We start from the raw sequence: 14,608 nt of genomic DNA, 5'->3' as shown, positions 1-14,608 counted from the left end.
TAAGTGAATATTTAGAAGGGAATGGAAATTAAGTATACAAATATGTTAATGTTACTTAAGATAGAGGAAATAAAATATGAAAAAACAATTCTTATATCTAATAGGTCAATATGTTTTTACTACTTTATTAATGAGATCAGCATTATATGAAAATAAACCAAAAATAAACTTAAAAACTTTTGGAGTTTCACTTATATATTTGTTATTTTTTTTCATTATATCAATGTGTTTTCAATTAGAGGATAGCATTATGATAGCCCAATTTATATATATTCTTTTGTTTCCTATGAAATATAAAATATATAAAGGATCAATTAGAGAGGTTGCTTTTGTATATTATTCATCACTTATAGCTAATTTATCTATAATAACAATTTATATATTATGTGAAGATTTTATAATTTTAAATGAGGTTAATAAAGGTAATGTCATCATATATAAATTATGTTTTAGCCTTATAAGTATATTAGTATTATTATTTAATCTATTTCATGTTGCTAAAGTGTATAGGCCTAATATTAAGACATTGAGGACAAAGATAGGTTATTTAATATCATTTGCCCCTTTTTCATATGTAATTTCTTTAACGTTACTATTTAGATTTATTATATTCCATAATTGTTTTTATGGAGTAATAATTTATAGTATATTTTGCTTAAGTACATTGATTTTTTATCCGGTAATATATTTTTTTACTGAAAATATGAAATCATTGGAACAAGCTATTTTTATTGCAGAAAGAGATGATATAACTAGTGCTTATAGTAGAAGAAAATTTGAAGAGGATATTTCAGGTTTAATAAAAAAAGATATTGAATTTGGAATTTTTTATTTAGATATAAATGATTTTAAAAGTATAAACGATAATAATGGTCATATTTTTGGAGATAAATGCTTAAAACACTTTATTGATATATTAAAAGAGTATATTAATAAAGATGGGCAAATATATAGGATAGGTGGAGATGAATTTTCAATAATAACTACTAAATATGAAAAAATTTCAGATATTATTGAAATTATATGTAGAAACAAAATATATTTAAAGAATGATATAAATAAAAAAATTAATATTTCATTTAGTATAGGAAAAGCCATTTATCCGATAAATGGCACGGAAGTAACTGAAATTTTAACATTTGCAGACAATGAAATGTATAGAAATAAATGTTTAAAAAGACATATTTGACTATATAGTTATTTACATAGAAAATTTAAAGGCTCTAGTAGAGTTGTAGTTAGTTAATGGCTAAGATTTAAGAACTAATAGTTTAGAATCCTATAAAATTAGAGTATAATTTTTATATGTGTATTATAATAACTAGTAATTATACTTAAAAATTAAGGGTTAAAGTTTAGTTACTGACATATTTAAGAGAGGGATAATATGAAGTACGTTGACTCAAAAAAAATGAAACAAATAGATAATTATTGTATAAATCAATTAGGAATAAGTGGAATGATACTTATGGAAAATGCAGCAATAAAAATATTTAATGAGGTAGATGAAAAATTAAAAGAAATGCCTAATTCAAAGGTAATTATAATTTCGGGTGTTGGAAATAATGGTGGAGATGGACTTGCACTATCAAGACATTTATATTTGCATAATTATAATGTTGAAGTATTTATAGTAGGAAATTTAAAGAAAGCAAGCAATGATTTTAATGAAAACTTTCAAATTATAAAGAATATAAATAAATTAGACGATAATAAGATAGGAATAAGATTTATAAATGAGAATACCGATTTAAATAAATTACAGAGTTTAATTTATGCTGATGTAATTATTGATGGAATATTTGGAACTGGCTTAAAAAGAAAAATTTCAGGTATTTATGAAAGTTTAATTCTAAAGGTAAACAAATGTAGTGCATATACTATAGCTATAGATATTCCATCTGGAATAAATGGTGATAATGGAGAGGTTATGGGGGTAGCAATAAAAGCTGATGAAACTATAACATTGCAGTTACCAAAGGTAGGTTTTTTAAAAGAACATATATCAGAATATTGTGGCAATATTAAAGTGGTTGATATAGGAATTCCTAGAAAAGTTATACAAATATTATAATATATAAATGTTTTGGGGGATAAAAATTATGAGAGTTGAAGGATTAAATACAAAAACTAATACTATGTTTTCACAAATTAAAAAGGATGAGGATAATCTAAATTTAAAATTCAATAAAAGTATTAAATTTAAAAAAGCTGATATTATAAATAATCTTCAAGAAGCTAAAGAAAATTTAATAAAACAAAAGGAGAATTTACAAAAACAAGATTTAACACCAAAAGAGAGAATTGAAAAAAACAAAGAGTTAGATGCTAAAATAAAGTTAATAGAAGAACAAATGCAACAAGCTCTTATGATAGAAAAAGAAAAAGAATTAGAAAAAGCAAAAGAAAAACTAGAACAGAAAGAAAAAGAAAATAAAAATGGTGATGAAGAAAGAGATGGAGTTATAATTTCTAAAAGCCTTAAAAATCTAATTAAAGCTAGAAATAGCATGGATAACATACATTCATTGAATATTACTAAAGGAAATTTAAAAGTAGAGTTAGGTTATCTTAAAGATATAAAATATCCTAATAATTTTGTTTCTAAACAAAAATTAAAATTAGAAAAATCTATTAATAACATAGAAAGTAGAGCTAATAGTGAACTTAGTAGGGCAAATAGAATTATAAAAAATGAAAGTATTAATAAAAAAGAAAATGAAGTAAAGAAAGAGGATAAAAAGGATATTATAGAAGATTAAAATATAGGGTTTTTTAAAACCCTATATTTATTTGTAAAATTATGTAATGATAATTATATTAATATGATTAAATTTTATTTCATAATAAACATTATAAGTATAAAATTAGACTTTTTAAGTTATTTCATTTTTATTTTTAGTAAATTTTATTTAAAATAAAGATATATTTCAAAAATGTAATGTAATTTTAAGATTATGTCACGTTAATTTAAGGTTAATTTAATAATGTTAATGTATAATAGAGTAAGACAAGTTTAAAAATTAATTCAACTATAAGTTGAAAATTTAAAAAGCATTTATTTAAAAATAGTTTACAACTCTATACAAAAGGTTAAAATCATAAAAACAAAAGTAAAGGCGGTGATTAAAATATTATGGAAGAAAAAATAAGAGGACTTAATGATAAGGATGTAGAAGAAAGAATTAAAAGTGGTAAGGTTAATAATATTCCTAAACCACCTTCTCGAACATTAACTCAGATTTTAAGGGCGAATATATTAACAAGCTATAATATTTTAAATATATCATTAGCAATATTGTTAATTTTAATAGGTTCACCTAAGGATGCTGTTTTTATAATAATAGTAATAGCAAATATAATATTAGGTGCATTTCAAGAAATACATGCAAAAAGAATATTAGAAAGATTAGCAGTCATTAATAGTAAAAGAGCATATGTTATAAGAAATGGAAAAACTAAAAATATTACAGCAGAAGAAATAGTGATAGATGACATAATGATTTTAAAGACAGGAGATCAGATATTAGTAGACTGTGAAGTTATACAAGATGTTGAAGTAGAAGTCGATGAATCTATGATTACTGGTGAATCAGATTCTATATTAAAACAAAAAGGGAGTAAACTTTTATCAGGTAGTGTTGTAACAGCAGGTCAGTGTTATGCAGTAGCACGTTGTGTCGGAGGAGAAACATATGCAGCAAAACTTGCAAATGAAGCAAGAAAATTTAAACTAATAAATTCTGAACTTCAAAAATCTACAGGAAAGATATTTAAAATAATAATGTGGATGATACTTCCTTTAGGCTTACTTTTAACAACTAGTCAGCTTATGTCAGGAAATGAAAGTTGGAAAAGTGCATTAATTGGTTCTGTTACAGGAATTATAGGAATGGTTCCTGAGGGGTTAATTTTATTAACCAGCACTACTTTTGTTGTAGCAGTTATAAGGCTATCTAAACTTCATACTCTTGTTCAGGAATTACCAGCTACAGAAGTTTTAGCTCGTGTAGATGTTTTATGTTTAGATAAAACAGGAACAATTACTAAAGGTGATTTAAAAGTTAGCGAAATTATAGCATTAAAAGAAAATAATACAAAGGATGTAGAAAAATATACATCAGCAATAGCATATAGTTTTTTAGGTGGAAATCAGACTAATAAAGCTATACTCAACAAATTTAAGGAAAATCCAAATTTAAAAGTAAAGAATAAGATTCCTTTTTCATCTAAAAGAAAATGGACAGCCGTAGAATTTGAAAATGAAGGAACCTGGATATTAGGTGCACCAGAGGTTATTTTAAAAGAAGAGTATGCAAATATAGCTAAACGTGTCAAAAGCGCAGCAGAGGCTGGAAAAAGAATTCTTTTATTAGCAAAATTTAATGGAGAAATTTTAAGTGAGGATTTAAATGGAGACATACACGGAATAGGACTTATATTTCTTGAAGATATAATAAGAGATAACGCTGAGGAAGCTATAGATTATTTTGAAAAAGAAAATGTAAAAATAAAAATTATATCAGGGGATAATCCTATAACTGTTTCGGCTATAGCTAAAAAAGTTGGAATTAAAAATGGAGAAAAGTATATCGATTCTAGATTGCTTCCAGAAAGTGAAGAAGAATTAGCTAAGGTTGTAGAAGAAACATGTGTATTTGGAAGAGTTACACCTCATCAAAAGAGAAGAATAGTGAAAGCTTTAAAATCCAATGAGCATACCGTAGCTATGACGGGAGACGGAGTTAATGATGTTTTAGCATTAAAGGAAGCTGATTGTGGTATAGCTATGGCTAGTGGAGCAGATGCTACAAAGGCAGTAGCACAACTTGTACTTATGAATTCAGATTTTGCTTCATTACCAAATGTTGTAACAGAAGGACGTCAACTTATAAATAATTTGGAAAAAGTGTCAGAACTTTTCTTGTCCAAAATAGTATATTTTATAATTATGTGTATATCCTTTTCTCTATTAAGGTTACCATTTCCTATTACGCCATTTCAATTAACTTTAATTGGTAGCATAACTATAGGAATACCATCATTTTTCTTAGCATTGGCACCTAATAAGGAAAGAATTAAAAAAAATTTTTTAAAAAGGGTTTTACAAGTATCAATACCAAATGGTGTAATGATAGGTATAAGCACTACAATTGCATTTCTTATAGGATTCCATAGTGGACTTTCTATGAAACAGTCTTCATCATTATCTTTAGTTGTGTTTACTGCATTAAGTTTATTCGTTGTATTTAAGGTGTCAAGGCCATTAAATCTATATAGAATATTGATATTGTTTGGAATGATATTGTTATTTATAGGGTCATTCACTATACCGTTTATAAGAAATCTTTTTGATATAGCACCATTTGTTACTACAAAGGCTAATGGAATTCTTATAATAACTATTTTAGGAACATTAGGTATGATATTTATACCTAAAATAGTAAAAAAAATAATGAATAATCCACAAATTTGTTAAAACAAATGAAAATTTATTAAATATTAAATTAAATAATAGAGCAAATTACTTAATTATTTCACAAAATCTTGAGTTGACAGTATCTAATAATAAATAATTATTATTAGAATCTGATAGGCTTGAATTTTATAAAATATATATTGTAATTTGTGTCTATTATTTTCTTTATATATACATAAAAAAATAAAGTTTTATAATTTTAAAATGTTAATTAAGTTTTTGAACTATTATTTTTATAAATAATTTGTTTAAAAGGAGAATGTATATGATTTTAAATTTACCTAAGGAGATTTGTGATTTGATAGATATGGATAGCATAGAGAAAGTGTGTATTGGATGTTCTAAAGCTGAAGTATTTAAAATTAATATGCAAAATAGAAGAGCCTATTTAAAAATAGCCCAAAGTAAATATGAAATATTTAGGCAAGAAGTAAAGTTATTGGATTGGCTGAAGGGAAAGTTAAATGTTCCAGAAGTGTTACTGTATGTTGGGGATTGTAATAATCAATTTTTAATAATGTCAGAAATAAAGGGAGAAAATACATTAAATTTATTAAGAGAAAATTTTAATAAAGAACTAATAGTAAAGAATTTGGCTAAAGGATTAAAAATGATTCATAATATAAATATTACAAATTGTAATGTAGTACAAACTCTAGATGTTAAATTAAAAGAAGGAAGAAAAAATATAGAACAAAAACTTGTGAATTTTAATTGTAATAAAGATAAAAGTTATTTAGAAATTGTTAATAAATTAGAGAGTATGCGGCCTGAATGTGAAGATTTAGTGTTAGTTCACGGAGATTACTGCTTACCGAATATAATTCAACATAAAGGTGAAATAAGTGGTTTTATAGATTGGGGAAGAGGTGGTATTGGCGATAGATATCAAGATATAGGAATTGCATGCAGAAGTATACGAACTAATTTTGGAAATGATCATTATGTAAAATTATTTTTAGATGAATATGGTTTGGATAAATATGATGCTAATAAAATTGCTTATTATATTTTATTAGATGAATTATTTTAAATAAATATAGTATTATAATTTTAGAATACAATCTAAGTTAAACTTTAACTATAGGTTGTATTTTTTTTAGTCGAAATTTAAATTAATTTGTAAAAATATACATAATAATGTAGACTAAAAAAAACACATGAAATATAATAGCATTAAGGGAATAAATTAAAAAATAATTAAGCATCTTAATTTATTATGGTATAAGGTTATAAAAATTTTGTAGATGAGGTTTGTTATGAATTTAGAGTTAACTGAAGACAAGAAAAAAATATCAACGTTAGATATTAACAAAATAATTATGTATATATCATTAATTTTACTTATTTTAAGTTTTTTAGGGGCATTTTATATTAAGTTTTTACCAATAGATAAATATATTACAGCTTATGATTTTAAAATAATAAATGGTACTTTAGCTATTATTTCTATGGCTAGTTGTTGGATTTATTATTATACATATAAGAAAAGTGATTTTTTTATAATATCTTTATTTTATTTAAGTTTTACAGTAGAAAGACTGTATATTAATTTCAAATTATATAATCAAAGTCATGAATTAAATGCAAGGTTGTCATTGATTATTGGTGCATATATTTTAAGAACAATATTAATTACTTTTACAGTTAAAAAAGAACATAATAAATTACTTAGATTAATGGAAAAAAATAAATTTTATTCAATAATTTCAATAGTAATATTAACAATAATTTTAAATAATTTTGAATTAAATTTATTAAAAATTAATAATAGTATATTTAAACAAAATTTGTATTTATATGTAAATTTTATTTTTATAATTTACTATATTTTTGTATTAACATCACTTATGAAAAAAAGTAGAAAAAATAAAGATTTTATATATACAATTATTATTTTAAGTTTAGGTTTCTTTACAATAAAAAGAATATATTTATTATGTTTTATAAAATTTAAAATAGAAAACATATATAGTGGATGCAACATATTAACTTTTTTGGGGTTTAACTCACTTATTTTAGGATTATTTATTGAAATGGTTATAAAAGAAAAAGAAAGTGATAGATTAAAAAAAGAGTTAAAGATATTTTATGAGCTGGCTGAATATAATCAAAGAAATGAAGTTGTAGTCTATGACGAAAACGAGAATATAGTTTATGCTAATAGAAAAATAAGAGAATCTAGTTGTAATAAGTTTAACTCGATGGAAGAGCAAAATAAAGAATTGGAATTGAAATTAAAAAAGTATATTATTTTTAATGATAAAGATGAAATAGAGTTTAAAATAGAGAAGGATGGATTATATAAAAAAGTATTATTTAATAATGGAAAGGTTCATAATTTAGATATACAAAAAATACACCTTAATAATAATGTTGACAGAATGGTATGTACATTAGTGGATATGTCAGACGAGTATGAGGCTCATGAAAGGTTAGTTATAAGCGAAAATAAATTAGCAACAATAACTGAAAATATTAAAGATTTAATAATAACGATAGATAATGATGGAATAATAACATATGTTAATAATGCAGTTTTAGAAACTTTAGATTATGATAGGGATGAACTTAATAATAGTCACTATAACAAATTATTTAGTTTTAAAGTTTGTAATAATAAATTTTTAGATTCAGACTGTGAAAATCATATTTGGATTAAACATAAAATTTTAACTAAACAAGATAAATTAGTTGTGGTAGAGTCATTAATAACAAACATGCTAAATGAAAAAGGACAATCTGTAGGAAAAATAATAGTTTCTAGAGACCTTAGTTATAAAAATGAAGTTGATATTTTAAAAGAAAAATATGATGAAATAAAAGAATATGATAGAATAAAGACAGAAATTTTTTCGAATTTATCACATGAAGTGAGAACTCCTATAAATATAATATATTCATCTGTTCAACTTTTAAATAATAAGAGAAAATTAAGCGTAGAGGATTTTAGAAGTTCCTATGATAAATATGAGGGTATTATAAGAGAAAATTGTAATAGAATGCTTAAACTTGTAAATAATTTATTAGATATAACTAAAATTGAAAGTGGATTTATGAAAATGAATTTTAAAGATTATAATATAGTCAAATTAATAGAAGACGTAACAATGTCAGTAGTTCCTTATGCTGATATAAAAAATATAAATATTATATTTGATACAGATTTTGAAGAGTTGGAAATAAAAACTGATAAGGATAAATTAGAACAAGTAATTTTAAATTTATTATCTAATGCAATAAAATTTACAGAAGAACATGGAAATGTATTGGTATATGTTTCTAAAAAAGATGATTTTGTTGTAATACGAGTTAAGGATGATGGAATAGGTATACCAAAAGAATTTAGAGAGCATATATTTGACAGATTTGCACAAAGTAATAAAAATTATAATAAAGAGAAAAGTGGTACAGGTATAGGGTTGGCATTAGTAAAGTCCTTAGTAGTTCTTCATGATGGTAAAGTTTACTTAAATGAACAATTAGAAGAAGGTAGTGAATTTATTATTGAACTTCCTATTGTAAAGTGTAATTGTAAGGATGAAATGAACATGTCATTAATAAATAATAATATAAAATCGGTAGATGAGAAAGTATCAGTAGAATTTTATGATTTATATTAAAATCCAAAATTTACTTTGGATTATTTTGTATAACAATAGTATATTGAAAAAAATCAATATAGGGTAGAGATATTTTAACATAATCACTGTATTTTAAAAAAAATATCTATACAATATTATAAAATTTATGGTATCATCTAACTTTGTAATGATAAATTAAATAAATAACATAAACTTAGAACAAAACACAGATACTATAAGTGAATAGAGTTAAATATTAATAGTTGATATAGTGAGTAATTTATAAATAAAATACTCACTATTATTAATTAAAAATTTAAATAAAGATTGTAAATTAATAAAAATTAAGTCTTAATAAGTGAGGGTGAAAAAATGAAAATAGGATTCGATCATAAGAAGTATCTTGAAGAACAATCAAAATATATTTTGGAAAGAGTTAATAATTATGACAAACTATATCTAGAGTTTGGTGGAAAATTATTATTTGACTTACATGCCAAAAGGGTTTTACCAGGTTTTGATGAGAATGCAAAAATAAAATTATTACACAAGCTAAAAGAAAAAGTTGAAGTCGTTATTTGTGTATATGCAGGGGATATTGAAAGAAATAAAATAAGAGGCGACTTTGGTATTACATATGATATGGACGTTTTAAGACTAATAGATGATTTGAGATCTTATGAACTAGACGTAAACAGTGTGGTAATAACTAGATATGAAGGTCAACCAGCAACTAAAGTATTTATAAATAAGTTAGAACGTAGAGGAATAAAAGTATATAAGCATAAATCTACAAAAGGATATCCAACAGATGTAGATACTATAGTTAGTGATGAAGGATATGGACAAAATCCATACATTGAAACAAGTAAACCAATAGTAGTTGTTACAGCACCAGGACCAGGAAGTGGAAAGCTTGCAACATGTCTTAGTCAGTTATACCATGAGTATAAAAGAGGTAATGTAGCAGGATATTCGAAGTTTGAAACATTCCCAGTTTGGAATGTACCTCTAAAACACCCTCTTAATATAGCTTATGAGGCTGCTACAGCAGACTTGAAAGATGTAAATATGATAGATTCATTCCATTTTGATGCTTATGGAAAAGTAGCAGTAAACTATAACCGTGATATAGAAAGTTTCCCAGTTTTAAGAAGAATTATAGAAAAAATAACTGGGGAAGAGGCTGTTTATAAATCTCCAACAGATATGGGAGTTAATAGAGTTGGATACGGAATAATAGATGATGATGTAGTAAAAGAAGCATCTCAGCAAGAAATTATTAGAAGATACTTTAAAACAGCATGTGATTATAAAAAAGGTTATGCAGATAAAGAGACTTTCCAAAGAGTGAAACTTATAATGGAAGAACTTAATTTAAAAGAGCAAGATAGAAAAGTTGTAATGCCAGCGAGAGAGCATTCAGCAAAACTTAAAGAAAACTGTGCAAAAAATGAAATATGCCCAGCAGTAGCTTTAGAACTTGAAGATGGAACTATATTAACAGGTAAAAGTTCAAATGTTATGGATGCAACAGCAGCAGTAGTACTAAATGCTATTAAACATTTTGCTAACATATCAGATGAAATACATTTAATATCACCAGTTATATTGGAGCCAATAATAAACTTAAAATCTAAAACATTAGGTAGTAAAAACACAGCATTAACATGTGAAGAAATATTAATAGCACTTAGTATTTGTGCAGCTACAAATCCTATGGCTCAAGTTGCTATGGCAAAATTACCAATGCTTAAAGGATGTCAAGCACATTCAACTACAATACTAAATAAAAATGATGAACAGACATTTAGAAAAATTGGAATAGATATAACTTGTGACCCAGAATATCCATCAGAAAATCTTTATTACAATTAAATAGAATATATTTTTATAGGGTAATCTCAAAATAAAATAATATAATAAAAGGGATTACCCTTTTATTATGTCTAAAGATAAGATAGCTATATAAAAAATTAAATTTAAATTATGAATTGAAATTTTATAAGTAAAAACTATATGTTAAAACTTAACTATGATTGATACAATTAAAGGCTTTATGTATAATAAAGTCTAGTGATTTGTATTAAAAATATAAAGATATATTGTAAGATATGGAGTGATTTAATATGAGAATGAGAAGAAAGCCATGGGCTAGACCTGAATTAGAAAGTTGTGATTTTTTTGTTGCTAAACCTAGTGAATATAAAGGAAAATGGAAGGAAAGCTTTAACAGGATTCAACCGTTATACTTAGAGTTAGGTTGTGGAAAAGGTACATTTATGGCTGAACATGCTGCAGAAAATGAAAATATTAATTATATAGCTATAGATATAAAAGATGAAGTTTTAGTTTTAGCAAAAAGAAATATAGAAAATGCAGTTGATAAAAAGGAAAGAAAAGTTGACAATGTAAAGCTTATGGCACAGGAAATTGGACTTATTGAAGAGATGTTAGATGAAAAAGATGAAATCGATAGAATATATATAAACTTTTGTAATCCTTGGCCAAAAGAAAAACATAAGAAAAGAAGATTAACACATACAAGACAATTAAATAAATATAAAACTTTTTTAAAAAAGAGCGGAGAAATATGGTTTAAAACTGATGATGATGAACTTTTTGAAGAGTCATTAGAGTATTTTAAAGAGTGTAAATTTAATATAAAGTACATAACTTATGATTTACATAAAAGTGATTTTAAAGGTAATGTAGTAACAGAACATGAAGAAATGTTTACAGCACAAGGAATAAAAACAAAGTTTTTAATTGCAACATTATAATAAAATTCATAATAAATGTACGATGATAAATTTTTGTTATCAGTTGAGAAAAATAAGTACAAATATAGTTAGTTAAGAATTAGGATTTATGAATTATGAATTTAGGATGAAAGTAGCAAACACTTTCTGAAAATGATTTTTAAAAATCTATCATTATAGTTTGCTTTGCAAATTTATAAAAAGATACGTCGAGAATTACTAGGAACGAAGTGAGTAGTAATAAACACAACTGTTCACTCTTAACTCTTAACTAAAACAACCTGTTAGTTATTGATAAATAAATAAGTTTAAAATTTAATTTGGAACACTATAATAGATAAAAAGAAATTAATATTAATTAAGAATATTTAGTATAAATGTAGATATTTTAATATATTTGTTTTATAATGAATATTGAAAAGAGAATAATATAATTAGCTAGGGGTGCTATTAAAGCTGAGAGGTATACATATACTAACCCTTGAACCTGAAATTGGATAATACCAGCGTAGGAAAGCGTTATTAAAACGAAAAGTTTTAGTTTTGTGCAAATTTTATAGTTTTGTATTTAAGTATAAAAAGCTATATCCAAGTTGGGTATAGCTTTTATTGTGTTTGGAAAATTTTTAATATTAAAATTAGGGGGAGTTTTATGAAGTTTACAGATTATTTATATTCAAGTTCAAAGGAAATATGGGAAGGATATAAAGAACATCCATTTATATGTAATTTAGCTAAGGGAACATTGGATAAAAATAAATTTATGAAATATCTTATACAAGATTATTTATACCTTAAGGAATATGCAAAAGTGTTTTGTGTAGGGGTTGTAAAAGCTGATACTATGGAAGAAATGAAGTTTTTTTATAGTTCAACTAAGGGAACTATGGAAGATGAGACAGCAGTTCATATAAAATATTTAACAGATCATGGTTATAAGATAGAGGATGTTGAAAAAATGGAGTATAACATTGCTACAATAAATTATACAAGTTATATGAAGTCAATAGCATTAACAGGGAATATAAAAGAAATAGCTATTGCAACACTACCATGTACTTGGAGTTACAATTATATAGGTAAGTATTTATTAGAAAATTATAAAGATAATTTAGAGAAAAACTTTTATAGACCTTGGATTGAAGAATATTCTTCTAAAGACTTTAATGATTTTACAGATGTATGGTTAGAGTATGTAAATAAAATTTGTAATGATTTAAATGAAAAAGAAAAAGAAAGGCTAAAAGACATATTTGTAAAATGTAGTCTGTATGAAATGGAGTTTTGGAACATGGCAAATCAAGATATGTAGATTTGGTTATGTTATGCTGGTATATAAGTGAAAAATTTTCTTCTTTTCAAATTTAATTAGTGATTGATATTTATATTAAAATCAAAAGGAGCATGGTAATGGTTATATTAGTTACAATACTTAGTGTAATTTTAATGATTATGTATTTTATAGATTTAAGAAAAGAAAAATTCAATATAAGAACTATGGTTATTACAGCTATGTTTAGTGCAATATCATTTGTACTTTATTTGATACAATTTATAAAATATCCTCAAGGTGGTGGAATTAGTTTATTTTCTATGTTGCCTGTAATGCTTTTATCTATATTATATGGAAGAAGAGTGGGACTTACAGGTGGTATGATTTTTGGACTTTTAAAACTGTTAAATGGAGCAACGGTAGTGCATCCAGCACAGTTTTTATTAGATTATGTGCTTTCAACAATGGCATTAGGACTTGCTGGAACTTTTGGAAGCAGTAAAAAGTTAAATTTAATTGGAGGCTGTTTACTATCAGTGTCCCTAAGTGTACTTGTAAATATAGTGTCAGGAGCAGTATTTTTTGGACAATATGCACCTGATGGAATGAATGTTTGGTTATACTCATTTATTTATAATATAAGTAGTGCAGGGGTAGAAGGACTATTAACAGTTGGTTTAATGGCAGTTTTACCAATAAAAAGATTTAGCAAAATAGCTAAACCAGTATAAGTTTGGTTTATATTTGAAATCTAATATATTTTTCATAAATAAATTTAAAGCTATCTTAAAATAAAAAACATTTTAAGATAGCTTTTTTATATTTAATTTTAATATGCCACTTGACTTTTAGCTTGTTTAATTTTATATTTAACGGTGTATAATTATGAAATTATAATTTAAGATAATATGAAATTTTATTTGTATTAAATGTTTGGAGAGATAAAGATGAAGCGTAATACATTACCAATTAAAACAATTGTAGCTGTTGGAATTGGATCTGCCGTATTTATGATATTAGGTCGTTTTGGGTCAATACCAACAGGTATACCAAATACAAATATAGAAACTGCTTATGCATTTTTAGCATTAATGTCCGTATTGTACGGTCCTTTAGCAGGATTTTTAATCGGTCTTATAGGTCATGGATTAAAAGATATAATCTTCTATGGTTCACCTTGGATAAGTTGGGTTATAGCCTCTGCTATTATGGGGTTTATTATAGGCGTGTGTTGTAAAAAAATTAAGATTGATGAAGGTATTTTTGGAAAAAAACAAATTACTGTTTTTAATATTGTACAAATTATATCCAATATTATAGCATGGGGATTAGTTGCACCAGGTCTAGATATTTTAATATATGCAGAGCCTTCTAATAAGGTTTTTTTACAAGGTGCTATAGGGGGAGTATCTAATACAATTACAGTTGGAATATTAGGAACTATCCTTATAAACAATTATGCTAAAACTAGAACAAAAAAAGGTAGTCTAGATAAAGAATACTAAAAGTA

The 14,608-nt window shown here is 24.8% G+C and carries 11 protein-coding genes and 1 riboswitch; all 11 genes read left to right on the top strand.

The genetic code is table 11. The features are described 5' to 3' along the window. The first annotated feature begins 76 nt into the window (after positions 1-76). The 11 genes from KQI36_RS04570 to KQI36_RS04520 all read left to right on the top strand — a co-directional run bounded on the left by KQI36_RS04570 (position 77) and on the right by KQI36_RS04520 (position 14,603). Positions 77-1,189, top strand: a complete 1,113-nt coding sequence (locus tag KQI36_RS04570; protein ID WP_216449802.1) for a GGDEF domain-containing protein — start codon at positions 77-79, stop codon at positions 1,187-1,189. A gap of 198 nt (positions 1,190-1,387) precedes the next feature. Further along, the gene (locus tag KQI36_RS04565; RefSeq protein WP_216449800.1) at positions 1,388-2,074 is read left to right on the top strand and encodes an NAD(P)H-hydrate epimerase; all 687 of its coding nucleotides are present in this window, start codon (positions 1,388-1,390) and stop codon (positions 2,072-2,074) included. Positions 2,075-2,102: 28 nt separating this feature from the next. Further along, positions 2,103-2,762, top strand: coding sequence for a hypothetical protein (locus KQI36_RS04560; RefSeq protein ID WP_216449798.1), 660 nt, complete (start codon positions 2,103-2,105; stop codon positions 2,760-2,762). Between the two features lie 374 nt (positions 2,763-3,136). Then, the gene (locus KQI36_RS04555) at positions 3,137-5,479 is read left to right on the top strand and encodes a cation-translocating P-type ATPase (protein ID WP_216449796.1); all 2,343 of its coding nucleotides are present in this window, start codon (positions 3,137-3,139) and stop codon (positions 5,477-5,479) included. A gap of 265 nt (positions 5,480-5,744) precedes the next feature. After that, positions 5,745-6,512, top strand: coding sequence for an APH(3') family aminoglycoside O-phosphotransferase (locus tag KQI36_RS04550; protein ID WP_216449794.1), 768 nt, complete (start codon positions 5,745-5,747; stop codon positions 6,510-6,512). 226 nt (positions 6,513-6,738) lie between these two features. Then, positions 6,739-9,102: a sensor histidine kinase gene (locus tag KQI36_RS04545; protein ID WP_216449793.1), complete on the top strand. Its 2,364-nt coding sequence runs from the start codon at positions 6,739-6,741 to the stop codon at positions 9,100-9,102. Positions 9,103-9,435: 333 nt separating this feature from the next. Then, entirely contained in the window at positions 9,436-10,941 is a 1,506-nt protein-coding gene (locus KQI36_RS04540) for a DUF1846 domain-containing protein (protein ID WP_010293359.1), read from the top strand. 251 nt (positions 10,942-11,192) lie between these two features. Further along, positions 11,193-11,846: a tRNA (guanosine(46)-N7)-methyltransferase TrmB gene (gene trmB, locus KQI36_RS04535; RefSeq protein ID WP_216449792.1), complete on the top strand. Its 654-nt coding sequence runs from the start codon at positions 11,193-11,195 to the stop codon at positions 11,844-11,846. A gap of 409 nt (positions 11,847-12,255) precedes the next feature. Then, positions 12,256-12,357: riboswitch (TPP riboswitch) on the top strand. Between the two features lie 120 nt (positions 12,358-12,477). Continuing rightward, positions 12,478-13,137, top strand: a complete 660-nt coding sequence (gene tenA / locus KQI36_RS04530) for a thiaminase II (protein ID WP_216449791.1) — start codon at positions 12,478-12,480, stop codon at positions 13,135-13,137. A 98-nt stretch (positions 13,138-13,235) separates the two neighbouring features. After that, positions 13,236-13,829: an energy-coupled thiamine transporter ThiT gene (gene thiT, locus KQI36_RS04525; RefSeq protein ID WP_010293356.1), complete on the top strand. Its 594-nt coding sequence runs from the start codon at positions 13,236-13,238 to the stop codon at positions 13,827-13,829. Positions 13,830-14,045: 216 nt separating this feature from the next. After that, positions 14,046-14,603: an ECF-type riboflavin transporter substrate-binding protein gene (locus KQI36_RS04520; RefSeq protein ID WP_010293355.1), complete on the top strand. Its 558-nt coding sequence runs from the start codon at positions 14,046-14,048 to the stop codon at positions 14,601-14,603. Positions 14,604-14,608: the final 5 nt, after the last annotated feature.

Source organism: Clostridium senegalense (assembly GCF_018916625.1).
GTDB classification, from domain to species: Bacteria; Bacillota; Clostridia; order Clostridiales; family Clostridiaceae; genus Clostridium_J; species Clostridium_J senegalense.
Note: the sequence above shows the minus strand (reverse complement) of the source record. Positions and strands in the feature narration are given on the sequence as shown.

What these genes read in the sequence shown, in the direction of transcription:
- KQI36_RS04570 (WP_216449802.1), top strand. Translation starts at nt 77, where the DNA reads ATGAAAAAACAATTCTTATATCTAATAGGTCAATATGTTTTTACTACT.
- KQI36_RS04565 (WP_216449800.1), top strand. Translation starts at nt 1,388, where the DNA reads ATGAAGTACGTTGACTCAAAAAAAATGAAACAAATAGATAATTATTGT.
- KQI36_RS04560 (WP_216449798.1), top strand. Translation starts at nt 2,103, where the DNA reads ATGAGAGTTGAAGGATTAAATACAAAAACTAATACTATGTTTTCACAA.
- KQI36_RS04555 (WP_216449796.1), top strand. Translation starts at nt 3,137, where the DNA reads ATGGAAGAAAAAATAAGAGGACTTAATGATAAGGATGTAGAAGAAAGA.
- KQI36_RS04550 (WP_216449794.1), top strand. Translation starts at nt 5,745, where the DNA reads ATGATTTTAAATTTACCTAAGGAGATTTGTGATTTGATAGATATGGAT.
- KQI36_RS04545 (WP_216449793.1), top strand. Translation starts at nt 6,739, where the DNA reads ATGAATTTAGAGTTAACTGAAGACAAGAAAAAAATATCAACGTTAGAT.
- KQI36_RS04540 (WP_010293359.1), top strand. Translation starts at nt 9,436, where the DNA reads ATGAAAATAGGATTCGATCATAAGAAGTATCTTGAAGAACAATCAAAA.
- trmB (WP_216449792.1), top strand. Translation starts at nt 11,193, where the DNA reads ATGAGAATGAGAAGAAAGCCATGGGCTAGACCTGAATTAGAAAGTTGT.
- tenA (WP_216449791.1), top strand. Translation starts at nt 12,478, where the DNA reads ATGAAGTTTACAGATTATTTATATTCAAGTTCAAAGGAAATATGGGAA.
- thiT (WP_010293356.1), top strand. Translation starts at nt 13,236, where the DNA reads ATGGTTATATTAGTTACAATACTTAGTGTAATTTTAATGATTATGTAT.
- KQI36_RS04520 (WP_010293355.1), top strand. Translation starts at nt 14,046, where the DNA reads ATGAAGCGTAATACATTACCAATTAAAACAATTGTAGCTGTTGGAATT.